At 61.6% G+C, this 22,244-nt stretch carries 23 protein-coding genes; 13 read left to right on the top strand and 10 right to left on the bottom strand.

Annotation, left to right across the window (positions count from 1 at the left end; translation table 11 throughout):
- Positions 1-4: 4 nt before the first annotated feature.
- The 3 genes from RV1423_RS17895 to RV1423_RS17885 all read left to right on the top strand — a co-directional run bounded on the left by RV1423_RS17895 (position 5) and on the right by RV1423_RS17885 (position 1,921).
- Positions 5-430 (top strand): DoxX family protein, encoded by a 426-nt coding sequence (locus RV1423_RS17895; protein ID WP_051516753.1) that lies wholly within the window; start codon positions 5-7, stop codon positions 428-430.
- Positions 431-571: 141 nt separating this feature from the next.
- Entirely contained in the window at positions 572-1,393 is an 822-nt protein-coding gene (locus RV1423_RS17890) for an alpha/beta fold hydrolase (protein WP_034299420.1), read from the top strand.
- Positions 1,394-1,405: 12 nt separating this feature from the next.
- Positions 1,406-1,921, top strand: coding sequence for a Dps family protein (locus RV1423_RS17885; protein WP_034299417.1), 516 nt, complete (start codon positions 1,406-1,408; stop codon positions 1,919-1,921).
- 91 nt (positions 1,922-2,012) lie between these two features.
- Here RV1423_RS17885 and RV1423_RS17880 read toward each other — a convergent pair whose 3' ends face one another.
- Entirely contained in the window at positions 2,013-2,417 is a 405-nt protein-coding gene (locus RV1423_RS17880) for a hypothetical protein (RefSeq protein WP_034299415.1), read from the bottom strand.
- A 108-nt stretch (positions 2,418-2,525) separates the two neighbouring features.
- Complete coding sequence (locus tag RV1423_RS17875) at positions 2,526-3,146, bottom strand: response regulator transcription factor (RefSeq protein ID WP_034299414.1); 621 nt, start codon at positions 3,144-3,146, stop codon at positions 2,526-2,528.
- 394 nt (positions 3,147-3,540) lie between these two features.
- Here RV1423_RS17875 and RV1423_RS17870 point away from each other — a divergent pair, with 394 nt between their 5' ends.
- From RV1423_RS17870 to RV1423_RS17860, 3 genes are all read left to right on the top strand, one after another.
- Positions 3,541-4,257 carry a YoaK family protein gene (locus RV1423_RS17870; RefSeq protein ID WP_034299410.1) on the top strand — a complete coding sequence of 239 codons (717 nt, stop codon included), beginning with the start codon at positions 3,541-3,543 and terminating at the stop codon, positions 4,255-4,257.
- The gene (locus RV1423_RS17865; protein ID WP_034299407.1) at positions 4,254-4,835 is read left to right on the top strand and encodes a TMEM175 family protein; all 582 of its coding nucleotides are present in this window, start codon (positions 4,254-4,256) and stop codon (positions 4,833-4,835) included. Before RV1423_RS17870 ends, RV1423_RS17865 begins: the two co-directional genes overlap by 4 nt.
- 229 nt (positions 4,836-5,064) lie before the next feature.
- A complete protein-coding gene (locus tag RV1423_RS17860) occupies positions 5,065-6,243 on the top strand; it encodes a Fic family protein (RefSeq protein WP_034299403.1) in 1,179 nt (392 codons plus the stop codon).
- Positions 6,244-6,312: 69 nt separating this feature from the next.
- Here RV1423_RS17860 and RV1423_RS17855 read toward each other — a convergent pair whose 3' ends face one another.
- Both RV1423_RS17855 and RV1423_RS17850 read right to left on the bottom strand, forming a co-directional pair.
- Positions 6,313-6,933, bottom strand: a complete 621-nt coding sequence (locus tag RV1423_RS17855) for an ATP-binding cassette domain-containing protein (protein ID WP_034299400.1) — start codon at positions 6,931-6,933, stop codon at positions 6,313-6,315.
- Between the two features lie 137 nt (positions 6,934-7,070).
- Entirely contained in the window at positions 7,071-7,586 is a 516-nt protein-coding gene (locus tag RV1423_RS17850; RefSeq protein ID WP_034299397.1) for a DUF421 domain-containing protein, read from the bottom strand.
- A gap of 736 nt (positions 7,587-8,322) precedes the next feature.
- Here RV1423_RS17850 and RV1423_RS17845 point away from each other — a divergent pair.
- The 4 genes from RV1423_RS17845 (at position 8,323) to RV1423_RS17830 (ending at position 12,822) form a co-directional block, all read left to right on the top strand.
- On the top strand, positions 8,323-8,622 hold the full coding sequence (locus RV1423_RS17845; RefSeq protein WP_034299394.1) for a hypothetical protein: 300 nt from the start codon (positions 8,323-8,325) through the stop codon (positions 8,620-8,622).
- Positions 8,623-9,964: 1,342 nt separating this feature from the next.
- The gene (locus tag RV1423_RS17840) at positions 9,965-10,903 is read left to right on the top strand and encodes a LysR family transcriptional regulator (protein ID WP_034299391.1); all 939 of its coding nucleotides are present in this window, start codon (positions 9,965-9,967) and stop codon (positions 10,901-10,903) included.
- Between the two features lie 71 nt (positions 10,904-10,974).
- Entirely contained in the window at positions 10,975-11,895 is a 921-nt protein-coding gene (locus RV1423_RS17835; protein WP_034299512.1) for an ornithine cyclodeaminase family protein, read from the top strand.
- A gap of 741 nt (positions 11,896-12,636) precedes the next feature.
- Positions 12,637-12,822 (top strand): hypothetical protein, encoded by a 186-nt coding sequence (locus RV1423_RS17830; protein WP_034299388.1) that lies wholly within the window; start codon positions 12,637-12,639, stop codon positions 12,820-12,822.
- Between the two features lie 150 nt (positions 12,823-12,972).
- On the opposite strand, the gene RV1423_RS17825 is transcribed toward RV1423_RS17830, so the two are convergent.
- From RV1423_RS17825 to soxR, 3 genes are all read right to left on the bottom strand, one after another.
- Positions 12,973-13,341 (bottom strand): hypothetical protein, encoded by a 369-nt coding sequence (locus RV1423_RS17825; protein WP_051516752.1) that lies wholly within the window; start codon positions 13,339-13,341, stop codon positions 12,973-12,975.
- Positions 13,342-13,412: 71 nt separating this feature from the next.
- Complete coding sequence (locus RV1423_RS17820) at positions 13,413-14,003, bottom strand: RNA polymerase sigma factor (RefSeq protein ID WP_034299386.1); 591 nt, start codon at positions 14,001-14,003, stop codon at positions 13,413-13,415.
- A gap of 50 nt (positions 14,004-14,053) precedes the next feature.
- Entirely contained in the window at positions 14,054-14,530 is a 477-nt protein-coding gene (soxR, locus tag RV1423_RS17815) for a redox-sensitive transcriptional activator SoxR (protein ID WP_051516751.1), read from the bottom strand.
- A gap of 73 nt (positions 14,531-14,603) precedes the next feature.
- On the opposite strand from soxR, the gene RV1423_RS17810 reads away from it, so the two are divergent.
- Together RV1423_RS17810 and RV1423_RS17805 are read left to right on the top strand one after the other, a co-directional pair.
- Positions 14,604-14,951: an antibiotic biosynthesis monooxygenase gene (locus RV1423_RS17810; RefSeq protein ID WP_034299382.1), complete on the top strand. Its 348-nt coding sequence runs from the start codon at positions 14,604-14,606 to the stop codon at positions 14,949-14,951.
- A 164-nt stretch (positions 14,952-15,115) separates the two neighbouring features.
- Positions 15,116-16,231, top strand: coding sequence for a sensor domain-containing diguanylate cyclase (locus RV1423_RS17805; RefSeq protein WP_034299379.1), 1,116 nt, complete (start codon positions 15,116-15,118; stop codon positions 16,229-16,231).
- On the opposite strand, the gene RV1423_RS17800 is transcribed toward RV1423_RS17805, so the two are convergent.
- The 3 genes from RV1423_RS17800 to RV1423_RS17790 all read right to left on the bottom strand — a co-directional run bounded on the left by RV1423_RS17800 (position 16,228) and on the right by RV1423_RS17790 (position 21,465).
- Positions 16,228-18,081, bottom strand: coding sequence for a peptide transporter (locus tag RV1423_RS17800; protein ID WP_034299376.1), 1,854 nt, complete (start codon positions 18,079-18,081; stop codon positions 16,228-16,230). The two genes, RV1423_RS17805 and RV1423_RS17800, sit on opposite strands and share 4 nt — an antisense overlap.
- A gap of 375 nt (positions 18,082-18,456) precedes the next feature.
- A complete protein-coding gene (locus tag RV1423_RS17795) occupies positions 18,457-19,656 on the bottom strand; it encodes a threonine ammonia-lyase (RefSeq protein WP_034299373.1) in 1,200 nt (399 codons plus the stop codon).
- A 270-nt stretch (positions 19,657-19,926) separates the two neighbouring features.
- Entirely contained in the window at positions 19,927-21,465 is a 1,539-nt protein-coding gene (locus RV1423_RS17790; RefSeq protein ID WP_034299369.1) for a methyl-accepting chemotaxis protein, read from the bottom strand.
- Positions 21,466-21,780: 315 nt separating this feature from the next.
- Between RV1423_RS17790 and RV1423_RS17785 the strand changes: the two genes are divergently transcribed.
- Positions 21,781-22,236 (top strand): SRPBCC family protein, encoded by a 456-nt coding sequence (locus RV1423_RS17785; protein WP_034299366.1) that lies wholly within the window; start codon positions 21,781-21,783, stop codon positions 22,234-22,236.
- Positions 22,237-22,244 lie beyond the last annotated feature (8 nt).

The following is a 22,244-nucleotide window of genomic DNA, read 5'->3' as shown; positions in this document are numbered from 1 at the left end:
CATCATGGACAAGAAAACATCTCCCCTGCTGCTCGCGCACGTCGACATCGGTTTGCTGTTCCTGCGCGTGGCGGGCAGCTTCATGCTGTTCTACGTGCACGGCTTGCCCAAAGTCCTGCATTACGCCCACGAACTGAAGCAGATCGAAGATCCCTTCGGCTTCGGCCCGCAGCTCAGCTTGTGGGCGGCGATCCTGGCCGAGTTCGTTTGCCCGCTGCTGATCGCCGCGGGACTGTTCACGCGGCTGGCTTGCCTTCCCATCGTCGGCGTCTTGCTCATCGCCATGTTCGCGGTGCATCCAGACTGGAGCATCGCCGAGGGACAGTTCGGCTGGCTCCTGCTGGTGATCTTCATGTCGATCGCGATTTGCGGTCCCGGACGATGGCGCATTGCCTGGTCCGGCGAGCGTCGGGCAATGCACGCGCTGTAGCGCGCGCTGCGGGCGCCGACGGCAGCATTTTTATTTTTCACCCCAACAGAGCCTGCGGCGGCGGCGTGCGCGCCACGTCCTTCCCGCGGCTCCGCGCAACACCGCCAACAACTCACCGCAACCACATCAAGGAGCGACACCATGGGTACCATCACGACACGCGACGGCACGGAAATCTATTTCAAGGATTGGGGCAAGGGCCAACCGGTGATCTTCAGCCACGGCTGGCCGCTGGATGCCGACATGTGGGAATACCAGATGAATTTCCTGGCCGAGAAGGGCTACCGCGTCATCGCCTATGACCGCCGCGGTTTCGGCCGTTCGAGCCAGCCGTGGAACGGCTACAACTACGATACCTTCGCCGACGATCTGGCAGAGCTGATCGAATCCCTGGACCTGAAAGACGCGGTGCTGGTCGGCTTCTCGATGGGCGGCGGCGACGTCGCGCGCTACATCGGCCGCCACGGCGTCAAGCGCTTGTCCAAGGCCGTGCTGGTCAGCGCCGTCACGCCGCTGTTCATCAAGACCGACGACCATCCCGAGGGCGTGCCCAAGGCCGTCTTCGACGGCATCAAGGATGGCATCCGCGCCGATCGTCCGCAGTTCCTCAACGACTTCAGCACGCTGTTCTACGGCACCAACCGTCCCGGCAGCAAGGTATCGGCAGGGATTCTGACGCAGACCCTGAACATCGCGCTGCTGGCGTCGATCAAGGGCACCATCGATTGCGTGACCGCGTTTTCCGAGACCGACTTCCGTGCAGACATGAAGAAATTCACGCTGCCGACGCTGGTCGTGCATGGCGACGACGACCAGGTCGTGCCGCTGGAAGCCACCGGCAAGCTGGCTGCCGCCGCCGTGCCCGGTTCGCAATTGAAGGTGTATGCCGGCGCGCCGCATGCACTGTGCTTCACCCACAAGGACCAGCTCAACCTGGATCTGCTGGGTTTCCTGCAATCCTGACCGGGGCCTTCCATGGACAAGAACGACGTCAAGAAAAGACGCATGGCGCAATTGGCGACGCCCAGCGCACTCGGTGCGCAGGCGACCAAGGATATTTCGGCCGGACTGAACATCCTGCTGGCGGATATTTTTGCGTTGTATCTGAAGACCAAGAACTTCCACTGGCATATGTCGGGGCCGTATTTCCGCGACTACCACTTGCTGCTGGACGATCAGGCCGATCAGATCCTCGCCATCACCGATCCGGTCGCCGAACGCGTGCGCAAGATCGGTGGAACCACATTGCGTTCCACCGGGCAGATCTGCGGCCTGCAGCGCTTGTCGGATAACGAAAGCGACTATGTCACGCCGGCCGACATGCTGGCGGAACTGCATGAAGACAACATGCGCCTAGTCGGCTACATGCGCGCCACGCACGTCGTCTGCGACGAGCATGGCGACGTCGCCACCGCCAGCTTGCTGGAAAACTGGATCGATGAAGCGGAGCAGCGCGCCTGGTTCCTCTTCGAATCCGGACGGCATGGTTGACGCGCGCCTGAAACAGGTCGGTCGGCATTGAGAGGATAGGCACGCTCCCCGGAGCCGTGCTTATCCTCTTTTTGTTTGTGTTTCGTATGCGTTACTTTGCCCGCGCCAGCTTGCCCAGCGTCAGGCGCAGGTTGCCGTGCAGCATGGTGGTGTCGGGCGAATCGTGCAGCGCCGCCAGATATTTCCGGCGGAACTCGGGCTGGCTTGCTTGCGCCGGTCCTATCAGTCCTTCCACGGATTGCCTGAACGCCGCGACCGCGGTATCGTCGATCGCCTCCTTGTCGTCCAGCCGCTCGTCCAGCGCCACCATGAATTCCGAGAGCACGCGCAGCCATGCGAAATCGGGATGCATCGTCACCAGTTGGAGGTGCTCGAAGGGATTGCCGACTTCGCCGAAGCTTTTTGATTGAATGTCGATCAACTGCTTGTGCATCTTGCGCAGGTCTTTCGCCAACTGTTCGAGTTGCCGGCGATTGGTATCTTCGGGATGGTGCATTGGCGTTTCCTGATGTTCTGGGGAAGGATGGGGATGACGCGATTCTAACGCTTCGTCGCCGCTTGTCGGTAGTCCGACAATCCGACAATCCGGCAAGCGGATCGCGCCTCAGCGGCTTCTTGCCCTCGAAATCTGCAGCCGTTCTGCCGCACGCACCAGATCCGCCAGCGTCTTCGCCTCCATCTTGTCCATGACGCGGCGCTTGTGGACCTTGGCGGTGATTTCGCTGATGCCCAGTTCGGTGGCGATCTGTTTGTTGAGCAAACCGCCGATGGCCAGTTCAAGCACCTCGCGTTCGCGCGGCGTCAGCTTTTCGAGCCGCTGCGTCGACGCCGCGTGCTCGGCGCGCGAAGCCAGGTTTTTTTCCGCTGCCGCCAACGCTTCTTCGACGGCATGGAGCAACTGGTCGCTGTGGATCGGTTTGGTGAAAAATTCCCGCGCGCCTGCTTTCATCGCCTGGACCGTCATCGGTATGGTGCCGTAGCCGGAAATGAAGATGACGGGAATCGCATCGCCTTTTTCTTCCAGCTTCCTGACCACGTCAAAGCCGTTCGACACCGGCATCTTCATATCGAGAATCAGGCAGCACGGCACGCTGGGCAGCGGCTTGCCGAAGAACAGGCTGGCCGAGGGAAAGTCCGTCACCGTATAACCGGCGGAGGAAAGCAGGCGGACCAGCGACGCTCTGACCTTGTCGTCGTCGTCGACAACAAAAACAATTCTATCCATGGTGTGTTCCTGTCACAGTTGTTGCACCACGAGTTGCACCACGAGCACGGCTTGTGATTCTTACGGGAAAGCATCGACGGACATCCGGAGGGCAAGGCAATGTCCGCAGAGCCTCATGATGTTCATTCAGCATGCGTTTTTCTTGTACAAAGCTGCTGTTTTTTGTACAGAAAGCGTTGACGTCGGCGACCGATGGCCGTCGGCATCTTCTTGCCGACACCCCCGTCAGAATGCACCCGCCGATCCGGCATTGCAAGCTATGCCAAACTGACAACTATCTCTTCGGATAATTACCTCGCGCGCTGGGCGATGTTATCGTAATAACCTTGCACCTGCGTCGCCGGATCGTCGACCGGCGGTGCCGCCGCACCGACGCTGGACAGGAGAACGGAACATGAATACCCCTCGCCGCAATTCGCTGCAGGCAACCAGCCTGGCCTTTCTGGCCGGGTATGTGGATACCCTCGGCTTCATCGCGCTGTTCGGCTTGTTCACGGCACACGTGACGGGCAATTTCATTCTCATCGGCGCCGCGCTGGCAGATGCATCGCAGATGTCGATCCTGCTCAAATTCCTGGCGTTTCCCGCCTTCATTGCCGGCGTGGCCGGCGCGCGTCTGTTCATCGTTGCCGTGGAACGGCGCAAAGGCCCCGCGCTGGCGCTGGCCTTGTCGTTGCAATTGCTGCTGCTGGCCGGCTTCATGATCTTCGGCCTGTTGGCCGAGCCGATCGGCGCCACGGTGTCTCCCTACGCGATGGCGGCCGGCTTGCTGGGCACTGCCGCGATGGGCGTGCATAGCGCGGTCAGCCGATTGTTGCTGGGACATCTCGCGCCGACGTCGATGATGACCGGCAACGTCACGCAAGTCGTCATCGACACGGTCGACGTATTGCGCGGCGCGGGCGATGGCGCCACCGGCGAGCGCTGCAAGAAATTCTTCTGGCCCATTCTGGCCTTCGGCATCGGAGCGATCATGGCGGCGTTCGCTTATCACGCCTTCGGCTTTGCTGCGCTGACGGTGCCGATCCTGATTCTGCTGGGCCTGATCCGGCTCGACAGAAGCGAAGCCCGGCAAGCCGCCGCCGCCCCTGCCGGCACCGCGGCGTCATGAACAAGGCGCGGCTGGAAGCTTTCAGCGACGGCGTGATCGCCATTGCCATCACGATCATGGTGCTGGGTTTGCAAATGCCGCGCGGCGCGTCGCTTGCCGATCTGCTCAAGCTGATGCCGCAATTGTTCAGCTACGTGCTCAGTTTCATCTACGTCGGCATCTACTGGGTCAATCATCATCATTTGCTGCAGTTGGCCAACCGGGTCAACGGCAAGATCCTCTGGGCCAACCTGCATCTGCTGTTCTGGCTGTCGCTGATTCCTTTCGTCACAAACTGGGTCGCCGAGCACCACCGCGATCCGGTGCCGGTGGCCTCTTACGGCGCGGTGTTGCTGATGTGCTCGGTATCGTTCTTCCTGCTGAGGTGTGCGCTGATTGCCAATGAGGGCGGCGAGTCCCGATTGGCGAAGACCGTCGGCAAAGGCGTGAAAAATATAGGATCGATGGTGCTGTATGCGCTGGCCATTCCGTTGTCGCTATGGAGCCCGCTGCTCGGTACCGCCATCTACGTGGTGCTCGCCGTGCTCTGGTTCATCCCCGATCACCGGCTGGAGAACTTGCCGCCGCGGTCCGGCTAGCCGCCAATATCATTAAGCGTCTGGCAGACGAAACGGATTTCTGTGAGGACGATACCGATATACTCCGCAATGGATGGGGCGCAAGAGAAACAACTCTGGTGATGTCAGCGGAAAATATATCGGCAAAATAACCGGCAAAATTGTTTTTTGTTTATGCTGTTTTTTATATTAAAAATGATTAAAATCAGTATCTTATAAAAATTAATTAACGGCAAAATAACCGGCAAAAATGTACGACTCTCCTCATCAATTCGAGCCTTTGTTGCCAACGGTCAACAAAGATGTTCTTCTGCACAAAGCCAGCGGTATTGTTCAATCCGCAATTGCCCTGACATCGGTTGGTCACCGCTCGAGTCGCGATGCAGTAAGAGAGCTCGTCAGATCAATCAATTCCTACTACAGCAACCGGATCGAAGGGCAAGGAACTCATCCCGCCAACATTGAGAGAGCGTTGAATCAGGACTTTTCCAACCAGCCCGATATCGCGCAACTCCAACGCATTGCATTGGCTCATATTGACGCTGAAAAAGAACTGGAGCGGCGTGTAGAAGAAGGGCAAAGCGCTGTTCAGTCCGATTTCTTGCTGGCCGCGCATGAAGCGCTCTACTCCAGGCTATCCCAAGCTGATCGAACGACAAAAGACGGTCACATAGTTGAGCCAGGAGCATTAAGAACAAAGGCTGTAAAAGTGGGAAGACATGTCCCTCCTGCTCCCGAATCCGTACCACTGTTCCTGAAGCGGATGGATGAGGTTTACGGTCAAGAAAAGGGATGGGAACGAAAGCTCATTGCAATCGCCTGCTTGCACCATAGAGCCGCGTGGGTGCATCCATTCGTTGACGGTAACGGGCGTGCTACCCGTCTTCAGACACATTGCGCCCTTTGGCCCTTGTCCGGAGGTTTGTGGTCCTCGAGCAGAGGCTTGGCCCGAGCGCAACAGGATTACTATGCCAGGTTAATCAATGCCGATGCGCCCAGGCGAGGGGATCTGGATGGACGAGGTAACTTGACGGCAGCCGGTCTTACCGAATGGGTCGACTTCTTTCTCGGTGTATGCGAAGACCAGGTGAACTTCATGACTCGCATGTTGGATCTGGATGGTATGAAGCAGCGTATCGAGGCTCTCATCACCTATCGCGCCGCGCATGATAAAGAAATTCGACCGGAAGCGATTTTGCCGCTTCATCATCTCTTCGCCGCAGGTCCAGTATCGCGGGGGGATTTTGTTCAAATGACCGGTTTGGGAGAGCGAACCGGTAGAACTTTATTGGCGCGATTATTGGCGACCAAATTGGTGGTAAGCGATTCAGCACGTGGGCCGGTCCATTTTGGCCTCCCTCTGGATGCACTTTATCTATTGCTTCCTGAACTGTATCCCGAGGCGAATACCAGGAATCCGGAGAGCTAATGCGATCAAGACGAAACGGATTTCCCTGATTTCTTCCCCGTTTCCGCGGAAGAGCTTGCCATCACATGCTCAATCCCCCAAATCCACAATCCCCGTCGAAGCAATCTCCCCCGGCGTCTCATAAAAACTCGCCACCCACGCCGACCGGACGCCGATGTCATTGAGCGTCCGGCAGACGAAGTTGATTGATCCTTTGTCCAACCCGGCAAATGGATCGTCCAATAAATTCACCGCCGCCCCCGCGGCAAATGCTCCCGCCAGATACACCTTGCGCTTGCTTCCGGTCGACAGCATGAACAGCTTCTTCTCCACATGCGGCGTCAGCGACAGGCCTTCCAATAATGCTGGCAGTGCTGCATCGTCAAAGTCGGGAAACCTCGCCCGCACCGATGCAAAATATTCCGGCACCGTCATCTGGTCGAATGCTTCCGTGCGCGGGTCGACGTAGTAGACCTGTTGCTTGTATTGCGCAGATTGTTCGTCCAGGCTGATGCCGTTGATGGCCAACCGACCGCTATGCGCTTGCAGTTCGCCGGCCAGCAGGTGGATCAGGCTGGTCTTGCCGCGACCGTCGCCGCCGCGGATGAGGGTGACGCCGGCGAGGATGTCCAGCGAGAGATCGTTGAACAGTTCGCGCTCGGGGTAGTTGAAGGTCAGGTGCGTGGCTTGCAGGATGGTCGGGCTGGTCATCGGGATCGGGTGGCTGGCGTGGTGGTTGGCGTCGTCGCTGACGACGCTGCATAGAAGAGAACGAGAAAGAGGAAGAGAAAGAAGCGATTGTAAATCAGCGCGCTTGCTTCATTTGCGTCTCACGTCGCTCATGTCGCTCACGTCGATTCGTCCGCCGCCGCATGCGGGTGGCGCAAGGTAATCGTGATCTCCCCGTTCCTTTCCATCATCGCGCGCGCCACCTGCTCCAGCGTCGCGCCGTCATCCTTCTTGCGCAGCGCTACGTCGATGTCGCGGTCGCTGATCAGGCCGGCGCGCATCTGGCGCCGGTCTTTGCGGCCGTCTTTGACCAATACCCGTTCGGTGCCGCTGATGAGGTCGTCGAGCCATGCCCAGCGCGTGACCAGCACGCCGATCAGCCGGTGCAGCAACACCAGCACGGCGCCCGCCGCGAGCGTGGGCAGCATGGGCGAGGCGCCGACGATGGCGCGGCTGAGGATGGCGCCGAGCAGCACCGTGATGCACAGGTCGAAGGCGCTGCGCTGGCCGAACGAGCGGCGGCCGGCGATGCGCAAAAAGATCAGCGTGAAGCAGAACACGATCAGTGCGCGGATGGCCATGGCGGTCGCGCCGATCTGGTCGGATGCGCCGATGAGTTCGTTGAAGTCGTGCATGGATTTCCTCGATTGCGGTTGTCAGGATGGCGGCTGGGCCGAGAGGCGATTGTAATTCACTGCGGAGAACGTAATACCGTTCAGTTAAGTCCATTTTCCTCAAGCCGTCGTCCCGGCGAACGCTGGGGCCCAGTGTCGTGAAGACGCTCGCTACGACGCTGGGTCCTGACTTTCGTCAGGACGACGGCGATATTATTTTCCATCGATAGGTATTCCACTCTCCGTCGTCCCGGCGCACGCCGGGACCCAGTGTCGTGAAGACGCTCGCTACGACGCTGGGTCCTGACTTTCGTCAGGACGACGGCAATATTATTTTCCGTCGACAGGAATTCCATTCTCCGTCGTCCCGGCGCACGCCGGGACCCAGTGTCGTGAAGACGTCCGCTACGACGCTGGGTCCTGACGCTCGTCAGGACGACAGTCATACAGGAGAGGCTTGATTGAACGGCGTTACCGCGGAGAACGTCAGATAATGATTGACGTTCATTTTCGCAGTACGGTAACCTGCTTCGTCCCCGAGAAAGAGGGGAACGAGTTTTGCAGCTCGATTTGCACAAGGCGGGCAACCGCCGACCGGCGGTTTTTTACGCCCGCACCACTACGTCCTATGGGCGGCAGTGGTGAGGAGGCTTCGGCCTCCCGGTTTCCTTGTGCGCCGGTCTGCAAACCTTGCCATTTGCCGCCCTCCTCGTTTTGCAGCGGGGATGCGGTTCAATCACCGTACAGGGAGGCAGACATGCCTGACTTCGACACGTCCCATCAAGCAACTATCCAACCGACGCACCGGGATTTCCGCTGGATCAACGGTCCGGGCCGCGACGCACCCTTGGCTGACTTTGTCGAGATGACGCGCGACGTTGCTGCCGGGATTCACACCTGTCTCCAGATTTTCGCGGCCAGCGAGCTGGAGCGCGTCGCCAACGCCGATGCCGACCCGGGTGCGGAATCGGCGCCGGCGGTCGGCAAGAGCGATGCCGAGAATCTGCTGCGCCAGGCGGCAGAGGCGCGCATCCGCCGGTTGACTGATTCCGTTTAGTTTCTTTTAGCCGTCGTTTCCGCAAACGGGGGGCTTGTGTTGTGACAGGCGCCGATACGACACTGGGTCCTGACGTTCGTCAGGACGACGGCAATATTATTTTCCGTCGATAGGCATTCCATTCTCCGTCGTCCCGGCGCACGCCGGGACCCAGTGTCGTGAAGATGCTCGCTACGGCACTGGGTCCTGACTTTCGTCAGGACGACGGCAATATTATTTTCCATCGATAGGCATTCCATTCTCCGTCGTCCCGGCGCACGCCGGGACCCAGTGTCGTGAAGACGTCCGCTACGACACTGGGTCCTGACTTTCGTCAGGACGACGGCAGTATTATTTTCCGTCGATAGGAATTCCATCCCCCGTCGTCCCGGCGCACGCCGGGATCCAGTGTCGTGAAGATGCTCGCTACGACACTGGGTCCTGACTTTCGTCAGGACGACGGCAATATTATTTTCCGTCGATAGGAATTCCATCCCCCGTCGTCCCGGCGCACGCCGGGATCCAGTGTCGTGAAGATGCTCGCTACGACACTGGGTCCTGACTTTCGTCAGGACGACGGCAATATTATTTTCCATCGATAGGCATTCCATTCTCCGTCGTCCCGGCGCACGCCGGGACCCAGTGTCGTGAAGACGTCCGCTACGACTCTGGGCCCTGACTTTCGTCAGGACGACGGCGATATTATTTTCCGTCGATAGGCATTCCACTCTCCGTCGTCCCGGCGCACGCCGGGACCCAGTGTCGTGAAGACGCTCGCTACGACTCTGGGCCCTGACTTTCGTCAGGACGACGGCGATATTATTTTCCATCGATAGGCATTCCATTCTCCGTCGTCCCGGCGCACGCCGGGACCCAGTGTCGTGAAGACGCTCGCTACGACACTGGGTCCTGACTTTCGTCAGGACGACGGCGATATTATTTTCCATCGATAGGCATTCCATTCTCCGTCGTCCCGGCGCACGCCGGGACCCAGTGTCGTGAAGATGCTCGCTACGACACTGGGTCCTGACTTTCGTCAGGACGACGGCAGTATTATTTTCCGTCGATAGGAATTCCATCCCCCGTCGTCCCGGCGCACGCCGGGATCCAGTGTCGTGAACACGTCCGCTACGACGCTGGGTCCTGACTTTCGTCAGGACGACGGGGCATAAGACAGGCATTTTTGGCGTGGATGTCTCGCCCCAAACCGTTGTCACGCAGGTAATGCCGAAACGGCATGGGACTTTCCCATGCCGTATTTGTATAGTGTCATGCCGGAAAGTACACATCGCCGGACGGCATCACAGAGTCTTCCAAAGCAGCGGCATTCAAGCCAAAAAATCAGGGAAAAGCGCGGGAAACAATGGAAATCAAATGGGTGGAGGACTTCTTGTCCGTGGTGGAGACGCTGAACTTCAGCCGTTCCGCCAAGCTGCGCAATGTGACGCAACCGGCCTTCGGCCGCCGCATCCGTTCGCTGGAGGCCTGGCTCGGCGCCGAGCTGTTCGACCGTTCCACCTATCCTTGCGCCTTGACGCGGGCGGGCGAGTCCTTCGTGCCGATCGCGCGCGAGATGCTCAGCCAGTCGACCCAGGCGCGCCTGATCCTGCGCGGCCAGTTGGCCGGGGCGCAGGCGGTGGTCAAGTTCGCCATGCCGCATACGCTGCTGCTGACCTTGTATCCCAAGCTGCTGTCCGAAATCGAGCAGGCCACCGGCCCGATGGCGACCACCGTGCAGGCCACCAATGTGCACGATGCCGTTATGGCACTGGTCGAGCGCAATTGCGACTTGCTGATCTGTTATCACCATCCGCAGCAGGGCATCGATCTCGACAGCGAGCGCTACACCATGTTGTCGCTCGGCAAGGAGCCGCTGCGCCCTTACGTCAAAACCGTCGGCAAGGGCTTGCCCAAGTATGCGCTGCCGGGCACGGCGGCGGAGCCGGTGCCTTTCCTGAGTTATTCTTTCTATTCGTCGCTCAGCCGCATCGTTGAGAAACAACTGAGCGCCAGCCCGCGTCCGGTGCATGTGTTCCGCCGCTTCGAATCCGACCTTGCCGAGGGCTTGAAGAGCATGGTGCTGGAAGGCCACGGCGTGGCTTGGCTGCCGGCCAGCGCGGTCACGCGTGAAGTGGCCGAGGGCAAGCTGACGCTGGCGATCGCGCCCAACGACAACGAGGCCTTGTCGAGCGGCCTGTGGAGCGACGAGATGGACATCCGCGTCTATCGCCGCATCGACGATGCGCGGCCCGACCTGGATCGCATCTGGGCTTGCCTGAGCGCGGCGCATGCGGTGCGCTGAGCTGAGCGCAGTCGTCCGGTTCCCGGCAAGCATCCGTTTTTGCATCAACCATCATTTTGAAGAGGACCATCGTGAAGCTCATCACCAACCAGCAAGTCAGCGAACTCGTGACCACGGCCGAGGCCGTGCAAGCCATGCGCGAAGCCTTCGCCGCCGCCGGCAGCGGCGCACAGCAGGCGCGCGTGCGCACCAGCGCCTCCAACGGCGTGATGTTGTCGATGATGGGCGCGGTGATTCCCGACGCCGGCATCGCCGGCGCCAAGGTCTACACCACCGTCAAGGGCGCGTTCAAGTTCGTCATCACCTTGTTCTCGACCGAGACCGGCGCGCCGCTGGCGACCATCGAAGGCGACACCATGACCGGCCTGCGCACCGCCGCGGCGACCGCCGTGGCCTGCGACGCGCTGGCGCGCAAGGATGTCGGGACGCTCGCCGTCATCGGCACCGGCGTGCAGGCGCGTTCGCATATCCCGGCGCTGTTGCAGGTGCGCAAGTTCAAGGAAATCCTGATCGCCGGCCTCTCCGGCCGGCAGGAACTGGCCGATGAAGTCACCGCCGCCTACGGCGTTCCCGCCCGCGTGGTGGAGATCGACGAGGCGGCGCGTCAGGCTGACGTGCTGGTGACGGTGACGCGTGCGACGACGCCGCTGTTCTCGGGCGACCTGATCAAGCCGGGCGCGTTCGTCGCCGCCGTCGGCGCCAGCAAGGCCACCGTGCGCGAGTTGGACGACCTCGCCATCAAGCGCGCCGCCGCGCTGGTGGTCGAGTGGAAGCCGCAGGCGCAGATCGAAGCCGGCGACCTGGTGCAATGCGCGCCGGGCGCCTTCGACTGGAACGACGTATGGGAGCTGGGCCAGGCCGTCGACGGCAGCATGGGGTATCGGCGCAAGGAGGGCGACATCGTGATCTACAAGGCCATCGGCATCGGCCTGGAAGACGTGGCGCTGGCGGGATTGGCGTATCGCAAGGCGGCGGCCTGGCACGGCTGGTGACGACGGTTTGCGATGAGCGGCAGGCGGGTGGGTAATAGCGGCACTGCGGCTTTAGGGCCTGATTGTTTTCCAGGCCGTCGGCCGAGGCCCAGTGTCGTGAAGATGGTCGATACGACGCTGGGTCCTGACTTTCGTCAGGACGACGGCAATATTATTTTCCATCGATAGGCATTCCATTCCCCGTCGTCCCGGCGTGCGCCGAGGCCCAGTGTCGTGAAGATGGTCGATACGACGCTGGGTCCTGACTTTCGTCAGGACGACGGCGATATTATTTTCCATCGATAGGCATTCCATTCCCCGTCGTCCCGGCGTACGCCGAGGCCCAGTGTCGTGAAGATGGTCGATATGACGCTGGGTCCCGACTTTCGTCAGGACGACGGCGATATTATTTTCCATCGATAGGCATTCCATTCCCCGTCGTCCCGGCGTACGCCGAGGCCCAGTGTCGTGAAGATGGTCGATACGACGCTGGGTCCTGACTTTCGTCAGGACGACGGCGATATTATTTTCCATCGATAGGCATTCCATTCCCCGTCGTCCCGGCGTGCGCCGAGGCCCAGTGTCGTGAAGATGGTCGATACGACGCTGGGTCCCGACTTTCGTCAGGACGACAGTGGTGATGCCAACGCTCCTCATCGACGCGAATGCTGACACGATCGCTCCAACAGGAGTAAGCTGACTTTTATCCGGCAGTTGCGCGCGCCTGGAGGCGTGCCGCAAGCGAGCCTGAAGGAGAACGCCATGTCCGCCCGTCCGTCATCCCCCGCCGTCGATCCGAACGCCGATGCGCCGCTCGATCCCGCTCACGAGTACGAAGAATCGACCGAAACCAAACTGGACCATACGCGCCCGCCGCATCACGAGCAGGCCGCCGGTATTTTGAAAAAGCACAAGGACGAACCGCAGATCTCGATCGGCGACGATTGAGCAATCCTGCGTCGCACGATAAAGCCGTTCGGTTAATGTCTATCGCCGTCGTCCCAGCGAAAGCTGGGACTCAGTGTCGTAAAGGGAGGCGATACGACATTGACTCCTGACCTGCGTCAGGGCGATGGTTGCATAGCGCCTGCAATGCGCTCAGACGCCGTCCGGGGTCGGGGTCTTCGGTTCCTTTTGCTCAGGCGGATTCATTTCGCCACGGTGCCAGCGGCGACCGAAACTGCGCATGCCCTGCTTGAATTTTTCACGTTCTTCTTCGCTCATCTGTTCCCAGCGCTGACGGTGATGACCGCCGCGCCAGCCGCCGCGTCCGCGAAAACCGCCGAACAGGATGCGGCACAGCACGAACAGGCCCAGCGCCTGCAGGAACGCAATCTGGCGAACCCCGGGGAACAGAGAAGGCAACAGCCAGTTCCACAGCGACATGACGATCCAGCCGAGGGCCGCGGCGGCGGCGATGACCAGGATCGGGATCAGGATTTTCCAGTACTTGCGTTGACAGCTCATGATGTCCTCCTTTACGTGGTGCGAGTGAGCGAGTTAAAAAAAAGCGAAGCCCGACGATTTGCGTCGGTCATTCATTCCAGTTCGTCGTACAGCGCCTGCAGGCGTGAGCGCAGGTGCAGCACCGCGTAGCGCTTGCGCGCCAGCAGCGTGTTGACGCCGACGCCGGTTTCCGCGGCCAGCTCCTTGAAGCTGCGCCGTTCCAGTTCGTGCGCGATGAAAATGTCGCGCTGTTCCTCCGGCAACTCGTCCAGCGCGTCGTGCAGCTCGGCCAGCAACAGCGTGCGCGCATAGGCGGCCTCGGGATTGACGTCGGCGTCGCTGATGGCGATCGGCAGCAACTGGTCGAGCCAGCCGTCGTCGTCCTCGTCGTCAGTGCCGATGCCGGCATCCGGCAAGGGCTGTTCCCTTTTCTTGCGGAAACGATCGACGATGCGGTTGCGCGCCACGCGGAACAGCCAGGCGCCGACCTGCTCGATCGGCTCGGGCAGGCGACAGGCTTCCACCAGTTCATAAAAGACATCTTGCAGGATGTCCTCCGCCTCGCTCGGGTCCGGCACGCGCGTGCGGATGAAGTTGCGCAGGCGTGAACGCTCGCGCAGCACGGTGTCGGTGATGTGTCGGTCGGCTTCGGCCATCGGGTTGGAAGGCGGCGTTGTTTCCATGCTGTGAAGACGGATCACAGCGGCGAATATTGCAAGCCGCCCAAAATAATTTAGTCTTCCTGCTTGCGCCGGACCAGCAGGCGCTGCGGTCCCGCGCCCTGCACCGCCAGCTTGTCGAGCGGATTGCGCAGGCGGCAGCGGTCAAGGGAGAGGCAGCCGCAGCCGATGCAGTCGTCCAGCGTGTCGCGCAACTTCTTGAGTTGCGCCATGCGTTCGTCGAGTTCGGCGCGCCAGCCGGCCGAGAGGCGTTCCCAGTCGGCACGGGTCGGCGCGGCGGTCGACGGCAGAGTGGCCAGGGCCGCTTCGATCTCGCCCAGCGCGATGCCGACGCGTTGCGCGACGCGGATGAAAGCGATGCGGCGCAAGACTTCGCGCGCATAACGGCGCTGATTGCCGCCGGTGCGCGTGCTGCTGATCAGGCCCTTGGATTCGTAGAAGTGCAGCGTCGACACCGCCACGCCGCTGCGCCTGGCGACCTCGCCGACGGATAGCATGGGCGCGATGCCCGCTTGTTCCAATGAGTACATCGATTTCCTCTTGACCTGAATATTACTTGAGGTTTTAGACTGCGATGGCTTGTCATTCTATAGGAGAAACCGCATGTCTTCCGCAAGTCCGTTTGCGTCGCCGTCGGCGCATCCCTCCATCTTTCGCATCAACCGGTTCGCCGTCCCCGCCGCTTCGCTTGATATCTTCAGCAGGCAGCTTGCGTATGTGCACGGCATCTTCTCCGATTTGCCGGGCCTGTTGCAGCAATACATCCTGACCCAGGCCGGCGGCGCCGCGGAATTCAATGTCGTCACCTTCCTGGAGTGGGAGAACGCCGACGCCATGGCGGCAGCGCATGAGGTTGTGCAAAAGACATTTGCCGCGGACGGCTTCGATCCGAAGAAGATGGTGGACGAGCTGGGCATCCGCACCGATCAGGGTTTTTATCGCAAGGTGTGAGCGCAGCTTGTTTCTTTGTCATTGTCGTTTTGCCATGCTGCTTTGCGGCGTGATGGCAATTGCCGTCGTCGAAACGCGATGTCATCTGTTTTAGGGATATACAGCCGCGCCGGATAGTCTTACATTCTGTGGTTCAGGGCTCGGAACAACAGGAAAGAGCGGCGATGGACGTTTTGCGAGGAGCAAGCAGCGACACACCCAGTTTCAGTCTCGACGGCGCCGGTCGGCAAGGCTGCGCTGCGGGCGACTCTGCGCGCTTGCCCGGGCATCCCGTGAGCGAGCCGGATGAGCGCCTCGGCAAGTTGCTCTGGAACGTCGCCTCGCTCGCCGGCGCGATGTGCGAAGCGCCCATCGTCATGGTGTCGCAATTGCGCGGCCAGTTCGATTGCACCGACAGCGGCGCGTTGTCGCTGACGGCGGCCGTCGCGCTCGACAGCGATGTCGACCGGCGCCGTCAATGGTGGCGGTTCTCCGGGCAGTCGGGCATCGTTTGCAGCAACGCCGATTTCAGCTTGTGCGAATCCGCTGTCCGCACGCCGGAGCGCATCACCGAAATCAGCGACCTCAGCCTCGTCAAGCGTTTCGGCCGTCACGGCATGGCCAGGGGGCCGACGGGCATCCGCTTTTACGCCGCCGTGCCCCTGAGCAGCGTGCGCGGCGATCTGCTCGGCACGCTGTGCGTGCTCGACCGCCGGGCGCGCCTGCTTGAACCGCATCAACGCACCGGGCTGCACTTGCTGGCGCAACAATTCGTCACCCAGTTGGACCTGCACCGCGACCTGCAGCAATTGCAACGCCAGACCCTGACCGATCCCCTGACGGGCGTCGGCAACCGGCGCGGTTTCGACCGCCGCCTGCGCGAAGAATGGGCGCGTCATCTGCGCAGCGGCGAAGCGTTGTCGCTGCTGATGATCGACGTCGACATGTTCAAGCAATACAACGACACCTACGGCCATCCGGCCGGCGATGTGGTGCTGGGCCAGTTGTGCGAACTGCTGCACATGCCCTTGCGGGCCAGCGATTTCATTGCGCGGTTCGGCGGCGACGAGTTCGCCGTGATCCTTCCCAACACGCCGCAGGCCGGCGCGCACCTGGTGGTCCAGCGCATCCAGAGCATGCTGAAAACGGCGCACTGGCCGCATCGTCCGCTCAGCGTCAGCGCAGGGGTCGCCACATTGTCGCCGGGCGAGGTCTGCGATTTTTCCATGCTGCTGCAACGCGCCGACGAGGCGATGTATGCCTGCAAGCGCGGCGCTCGCAAAGACCGTGCGGATATTTAGTCCATTGACGTTTTGGCGTCGAGCGCAGCCATCAGCATCTGCCCCATGATCTCGGGCCGGCCCCGGAAGATGGTCTGCACGGCATCGACGCCGGTCAGCGCGCGGCGCAGCGCGTTGCGTTCGGCGTGATCGTCGGCCAGCCTGACCGAGGCCTTGACGTAGTCGTCCACCGTCGGCGTCGTCAGCCATGACGGAAACTTCAACCGTCCGAACAAGCCTTCATCGATATGCTCATGCACCTCGGGCCCGGTCTTGCACACGCCGACCAGGCCGGCGCCGACCGTGTCGATGATGCCGTTGGTATTGCCGAACGGGAAAGGATTGATGAACATGTCGCAACCGGCGATCACCTGCATGTAGGCGCTGTAATGCTGGTGCGGATAAACGGTGGCGGCGTCGCCGAGGAACTGGCCGATCACGCGCCTGACCTGCGGATAGATCAGCATGCCCTGCGCCTGGCCGATCAGGAAGTGGAAACGGATCTTGCTCTTCGCCTCGCGCAGGATGCGCTGGCAGGCCAGCAGGAAATCCGGGTTGAGCTTCATCGTGGTCGCGGCCACGACGATCCGCACCGTTTCCGGTTCTTCGCGGATCTGCGTCGGCAAGCTCAGTTCATCGGCCAGCGCCGATGCACGGTAAGGCATGCCGTCGCTCGGCAGGCGCAGCAACTGTTCGCTGAAGCAGGCCGGGTCGCCGACGTAATCGTCCTCCACCACCACATAATCCATTTCCGGCGAATGCGACGTGGCCGGATGGCCCAGCGCCATCGCTTGCACCGGCGCCAGCCGCAGGTTGCTCAGATACATGGTCAGCGCGAACATGCCCACGCTCGGCATGTACAGCACCTGGGCCGACTTGTCCTGCGCCACGCCGCGAATCTGCGCCAACTGTTGCAGGACCTCGCCCGGCGCGATCTCGATGAACTCGTCGAACACCGCGCGCCCGGCATCGTCCACCGTGCCCGGATAGCCCATGCCGACCACGTGGAACAGTTCACGCGCCGCTTCCAGCGTGCGCGAGTGCGTGCGGTAGATGGAGTGCGCCGCGCTGAACCATTCCACCACGACCAGCAGGACCGGTTTGCCGCCGATGGTGCCGACGAGTGCAGGCGCCGACGCACCGAGCGGCGTCAGTCCGGCCCTGGCGATGCTGCGCCGGATCAGCGCATTGATCGGCTTCTTGATGTCGTGCTTGTCGGCGCGGCGCGCGTAGCTGCAATGCATGTAGACGTCGTGCAGGATGCCCGCCGGCAGGCCCGCCAAATCGTCGATCTGTTCCAGCCGCGCCGCCAGCCACGGCAGGATCTGCTCGCGCTTTTCATAGGCCACCGGCGTCGCCAGCAGGCGCGGCGACAGCAGCGCCAGGCACAGGCTGGCCACCAGCACCTTGTCGTGGGCCCAGAAGGCGTCGAGGTCCATCGGGATTTCCGACTCGGGCGAATACAGCAGGCAGAATTTGATCAGGTCGCGGTCGGCGATTTCGATTTCGCGCAGGTTGCCCTGGCCGCGCATGTTCCAAGCCCGCACCACGTGGTCGGCGTTGCGGAACGGGCTGGCCGCGAACAGGCTGGAGAGCCAGCGATGCATCAGCATCATCTGGCTGAAGCCGGGCTGGGAAAACTGCAATTCGCTGTCGGCGAACAGGCAGGAAATCGCGGCGGCGATGCGCGTGACCACGTGGTCGTTGAGCTCTTGCGGCAGCACGCTGCCCAGCGGTTTGGCGCTGAAGTTCTCGCCCGGCAGGCCGTAGTTGGCGTCGAGCCCGGACAACAGGTCCATCAGCTCGCGCGCGGCCGCTTCATGCTGGCGCGAATAGGCCAGGTATTCGAAATTTTCCAGCGAAAATCCCATGTCTCTTCCCTCAATGCCATTCAGTCAAGCGAGAAGCTCTACGGCTTCACCGCAAGCCTTGAAATGCCGTCAATGCCCTCAATACCGTCGATGTCATTAGTGCCGTCGTCCTGACGAAAGTCAGGACCCAGTGTCGTGTCTGCAGCGGTCACGACACCGGGTCCCGGCGCACGCCGGGACGACGGTCGGAATTCAGTCCTAATGCTGCTCTTCCGCTTCGAGCCCGGCCTGGCGCAACGCGTTGAGCACCAGCGCCAGCGCCAGAAAATGCCCTCAATGCCGTCGTCCTGACGAAAGTCAGGACCCAGCGTCGTGTTCGCGGCTGTCGCGACACTGGGTCCCGGCGTGCGCCGGGACGACGGTCGGAATTCAGTCCTAATGCTGCTCTTCGGCTTCGAATCCCGCTCCGCGCAAGGCATTCAATACTTGCGCCAGATGATCGCGTCCGCGCGTCTGCAGCACCAGTTCGATGTCCACGTTCTGCGCCGCCAGCATGGTGAAGGCGCGCTGGTGATGCACTTCGTCGACGTTGGCGCCGGCTTCGGCGACCGTGGCGGTGATGCGCGCCAGCACGCCCGGCACGTCGCGGGCGGAGACGCGCACCCGCGCCAGGCGGCCGGCGCGCACCATGCCGCGTTCGATGATGGCGGCCAGCAGCAGCGGGTCGATGTTGCCGCCCGACAGGACCATGCCCACGCGCTTGCCGCGGAAGCGTTCGGGATGGCGGATCAGGGCCGCCAGCCCGGCGGCGCCGGCGCCTTCGACCAGGGTCTTTTCGATTTCCAGCAGCATCAGCACGGCTTGCTCGATGTCGCCTTCATCGACCAGCAGCAGGTCGTTGACCTCGCGCGCGATGATCGCGCGCGTCAGCACGCCGGGCGTGGCGACCGCGATGCCCTCGGCGATGGTGCTGGTGCCGAGCGCGTGCGTGGTGCCTTGCACGGCGTTGATCATCGACGGGAAGCGCTTGGCCTGCACGCCGACGATATCGATATCGGGTTTGCGCGCGCGCGCCGCGACCGCCATGCCGGCCAGCAGGCCGCCGCCGCCGATGGCGACCACCAGCGTGTCGAGGTCGGGCACGGCGTCGAGCATCTCCAGCGCGATCGTGCCCTGGCCGGCGATGATGGCTTCGTCGTCGTAGGGATGGACGAAAGTCAGGCCGCGCTGCTGCGCCAGCGCAAAGGCATGGGCGCGCGCTTCTTCCAGCGTGTCGCCGTGCAGCACCACTTCGGCGCCGAAGCCGCGCGTGCGTTCGATCTTCACGCCCGGCGTGAAGCGCGGCATCACGATCAGGGCATGCAGGCCGAGGCGCTGGGCATGGTAGGCCACGCCTTGCGCATGGTTGCCGGCCGACATCGCGATCACGCCGCTCACGCCGGCGGCGGCCAGGTCGATCAGCTTGTTGCAGGCGCCGCGTTCCTTGAACGAGGAGGTGAATTGCAGGTTCTCGAACTTGAGGAAAACCTGGGCGCCGACGATCTCCGAAAGCGTGCGCGATTCGACGCACGGCGTATTGAGGATCTGGCCTTGCAGACGCCGGGCGGCGCGCTGGATGTCTTCGATGGTGGTCATGCGGTTCGCTCAAGTCTGCCAAAAACGGGGAGCAGACATTGTAGCGAGAGAGACGGCGGCTGCGGGAATGTATTTGCGCGGGTCGCGCCAGGTATTTTCCGCCGCCGGCCAGGGAGGGGGCAGGCTGGCATCGTTTAATTTACCGCAAAGTTTGCATCACTGTCGTCCTGACGAAAGTCAGGACCCAGCGTCGTATTGACGTTCTTTACGACACTGGGTCCCGGCGTGCGCCGGGACGACGGCAACAAAACAGATGCGACAGACGCAGGCTCAACGCAACTTGAAGATGCCGACGATCTGCGCCAGGTTGGCGGCCTGATCCTGCATGGCGCGCGCGGCGGCGGCGGCTTCTTCGACCAGCGCGGCGTTCTGCTGGGTGTTTTCGTCCATCAGCACGATGGCGCGGTTGACCTCTTCGATGCCGGTGCTCTGCTCGGTGCTGGCGGCGCTGATCTGGGCGACGATGTCGGTCACGCGGTGCACGCTGGCGACCACTTCGGACATCGTGGCGCCGGCGGTTTCGACCAGCTTGCTGCCGCTGTCGACCTTGTCGACCGAGGTGGTGATCAGCTCCTTGATCTCCTTGGCGGCCGAGGCCGAACGTTGCGCCAGGCTGCGCACTTCCGACGCCACCACCGCGAAGCCGCGGCCCTCTTCGCCGGCGCGCGCCGCTTCGACGGCGGCGTTCAGCGCCAGGATGTTGGTCTGGAAGGCGATGCCGTCGATCACGCTGATGATATCGACAATCTTCTTCGACGATTCATTGATGGCGCTCATGGTGTCGATCACCTGGCCGACCACGGCGCCGCCCTGGGTCGCCACTTCGGAGGCCGATACGGCAAGCTGGTTGGCCTGGCGTGCGTTGTCGGCGTTCTGCTTGACGGTGGAGGTCAGCTCTTCCATGGCGGCGGCGGTTTCTTCCAGCGCGCCGGCCTGCTGTTCGGTGCGCGACGACAGGTCGAGGTTGCCGTTGGCGATTTCGGTCGAGGCGGCGGCGATGGTGTCGGTGCCGGTGCGGACCTGGCCGACGATGTTGACCAGGTTGTCGTTCATGCCTTTGAGCGCGGCCATCAACTGGCCGGTTTCATCGCGCGATTCAACCGTGATGCGGGTGCCGAGGTCGCCTTGCGCGACGCGGCCGGCGACGTCGACCGCGGTCACCAGCGGCCGCGTGATCGAGCGCGTGATGATCACGGCCAGCACAATGCCGGCCAGCAACGCGACGGCGCCCAACGCGATCATCAGCGTGCGCGCGGTCTTGAAGAGCCTGTCGGCCTCCACCGTCAGGCTGGCGATGGCGTTGCTCTGCACGTTGGAAAGCTTCTCGATCGCCGCCAGGTAGATCTGGCTGTCCGGCATCAACTTCTCGTCGACGATTTTCTTGGCGGCATCTTCATTGCCGGCATCCTTTTCCTTGAAGACGGCGGTGTTGTCGGCGATCACCACCTTGCGGCGCTCATTGATCTCGTTGAGCATCGCTTTGCCCTGCTCGTCCTGGAACAGGGCTTCCAACTGCTTCACGTACTCGTTGTTCTTGGAAATGGTAGCGACGATCTGGTCCTTGTAGAACTTCTGCTGCACCGGATCGGCATTCTTGGCGGCGGCCACGATGCGGCCCACGTTGAGCTCGATCGATTTGTAAAAGGCATTGACCAGCCGTTCCTTGACCAGCGCGTCGTTGACCATGAAATCGGTCAGCTTGCCGACCGATTGGAGGCGCCAGACGCCGATCGCGGTGATGATGCTCATCAGCACCAGGACGGCGGCAAAGCCGATGCCCAGGCGCGTGCCTATTTTCAGATTTTTCATTTTTCCCTATCCCTTGAGGTTGCGCGCCCATCCGGTAAACGCAGGTGCAGCACCACTATAACGGGTCCGCTCAACGAGACTTGAGAAAAAAGCACATGCCGGTATGCAAGGCAGGAATACGATGGGCGGGCGGCCGGCGAGGGCGGCATTTCATTGCCGATACTGTTTTTGCAATTGAGGCAACAATGCCGACATGCGATATCTTGTCGCCAGGCATGGTTTCCGGGTGACAGGTTTTCGCAGCGCCGTTAAGCTGCTCGATCTGCGTGGGACTCCACCGACTTGACGGCAGCACCTCTCCGACCATGATCCGATATGCCAATACTTGAACGCGCCACCATCATTCCCAACTGCACGCCAGAAGAAGTGTTTGAATTCTGCCTGGACGGCGCCAATTTCCCCAAAATCTTCCCCGAGCCGGTGCGTCCCGTCGCCAAGCTCGATATTGCCGACCTGCGCATCGAGCAGGGCCGCGAGTTCCGGTTTTGGCACTGGATGTTCTGGTGCATTCCCGCCCGGTGGCGGGTGCGTATTGTCGAGGTCCGGCCCAACCGGCATTTCATCGACGAGATGCTGGACGGTCCGCTGAAATCGTTCCGCCATCAGCATATCGTCGCCGCGGCCCCGGGCGGGACGCTGTATACCGACCGCGTCGCCTACAGCGCCATCGGCGGCAGACTGGTCGAGAAACTGTTCGTGGATCGCTATATGGCGCGCATTTTCGATGCGCGTCATCGCAATATGCTGGCCCTGTTGAAGAAGCCGCAATGACGGCTCGC

The organism is Herbaspirillum sp. RV1423 (assembly GCF_000577615.1).
Classification (GTDB): Bacteria; Pseudomonadota; Gammaproteobacteria; order Burkholderiales; family Burkholderiaceae_D; genus Herbaspirillum.
The sequence above is the reverse complement of the archived record's forward strand: the minus strand, read 5'-3'. Positions and strand labels throughout refer to the sequence as shown.

Bases quoted from the DNA above. Each gene is read 5' to 3' on its own strand.
- RV1423_RS17830 (WP_034299388.1), top strand. From the start codon at position 12,637: ATGTCCGCCCGTCCGTCATCCCCCGCCGTCGATCCGAACGCCGATGCG.
- RV1423_RS17840 (WP_034299391.1), top strand. From the start codon at position 9,965: ATGGAAATCAAATGGGTGGAGGACTTCTTGTCCGTGGTGGAGACGCTG.
- RV1423_RS17890 (WP_034299420.1), top strand. From the start codon at position 572: ATGGGTACCATCACGACACGCGACGGCACGGAAATCTATTTCAAGGAT.
- RV1423_RS17810 (WP_034299382.1), top strand. From the start codon at position 14,604: ATGTCTTCCGCAAGTCCGTTTGCGTCGCCGTCGGCGCATCCCTCCATC.
- RV1423_RS17895 (WP_051516753.1), top strand. From the start codon at position 5: ATGGACAAGAAAACATCTCCCCTGCTGCTCGCGCACGTCGACATCGGT.
- RV1423_RS17785 (WP_034299366.1), top strand. From the start codon at position 21,781: ATGCCAATACTTGAACGCGCCACCATCATTCCCAACTGCACGCCAGAA.
- RV1423_RS17870 (WP_034299410.1), top strand. From the start codon at position 3,541: ATGAATACCCCTCGCCGCAATTCGCTGCAGGCAACCAGCCTGGCCTTT.
- RV1423_RS17805 (WP_034299379.1), top strand. From the start codon at position 15,116: ATGGACGTTTTGCGAGGAGCAAGCAGCGACACACCCAGTTTCAGTCTC.
- RV1423_RS17800 (WP_034299376.1), bottom strand. From the start codon at position 18,081: ATGGGATTTTCGCTGGAAAATTTCGAATACCTGGCCTATTCGCGCCAG.
- RV1423_RS17825 (WP_051516752.1), bottom strand. From the start codon at position 13,341: ATGAGCTGTCAACGCAAGTACTGGAAAATCCTGATCCCGATCCTGGTC.
- RV1423_RS17850 (WP_034299397.1), bottom strand. From the start codon at position 7,586: ATGCACGACTTCAACGAACTCATCGGCGCATCCGACCAGATCGGCGCG.
- soxR (WP_051516751.1), bottom strand. From the start codon at position 14,530: ATGTACTCATTGGAACAAGCGGGCATCGCGCCCATGCTATCCGTCGGC.
- RV1423_RS17880 (WP_034299415.1), bottom strand. From the start codon at position 2,417: ATGCACCATCCCGAAGATACCAATCGCCGGCAACTCGAACAGTTGGCG.
- RV1423_RS17795 (WP_034299373.1), bottom strand. From the start codon at position 19,656: ATGACCACCATCGAAGACATCCAGCGCGCCGCCCGGCGTCTGCAAGGC.
- RV1423_RS17845 (WP_034299394.1), top strand. From the start codon at position 8,323: ATGCCTGACTTCGACACGTCCCATCAAGCAACTATCCAACCGACGCAC.
- RV1423_RS17865 (WP_034299407.1), top strand. From the start codon at position 4,254: ATGAACAAGGCGCGGCTGGAAGCTTTCAGCGACGGCGTGATCGCCATT.
- RV1423_RS17820 (WP_034299386.1), bottom strand. From the start codon at position 14,003: ATGGAAACAACGCCGCCTTCCAACCCGATGGCCGAAGCCGACCGACAC.
- RV1423_RS17855 (WP_034299400.1), bottom strand. From the start codon at position 6,933: ATGACCAGCCCGACCATCCTGCAAGCCACGCACCTGACCTTCAACTAC.
- RV1423_RS17860 (WP_034299403.1), top strand. From the start codon at position 5,065: ATGTACGACTCTCCTCATCAATTCGAGCCTTTGTTGCCAACGGTCAAC.
- RV1423_RS17885 (WP_034299417.1), top strand. From the start codon at position 1,406: ATGGACAAGAACGACGTCAAGAAAAGACGCATGGCGCAATTGGCGACG.
- RV1423_RS17875 (WP_034299414.1), bottom strand. From the start codon at position 3,146: ATGGATAGAATTGTTTTTGTTGTCGACGACGACGACAAGGTCAGAGCG.
- RV1423_RS17790 (WP_034299369.1), bottom strand. From the start codon at position 21,465: ATGAAAAATCTGAAAATAGGCACGCGCCTGGGCATCGGCTTTGCCGCC.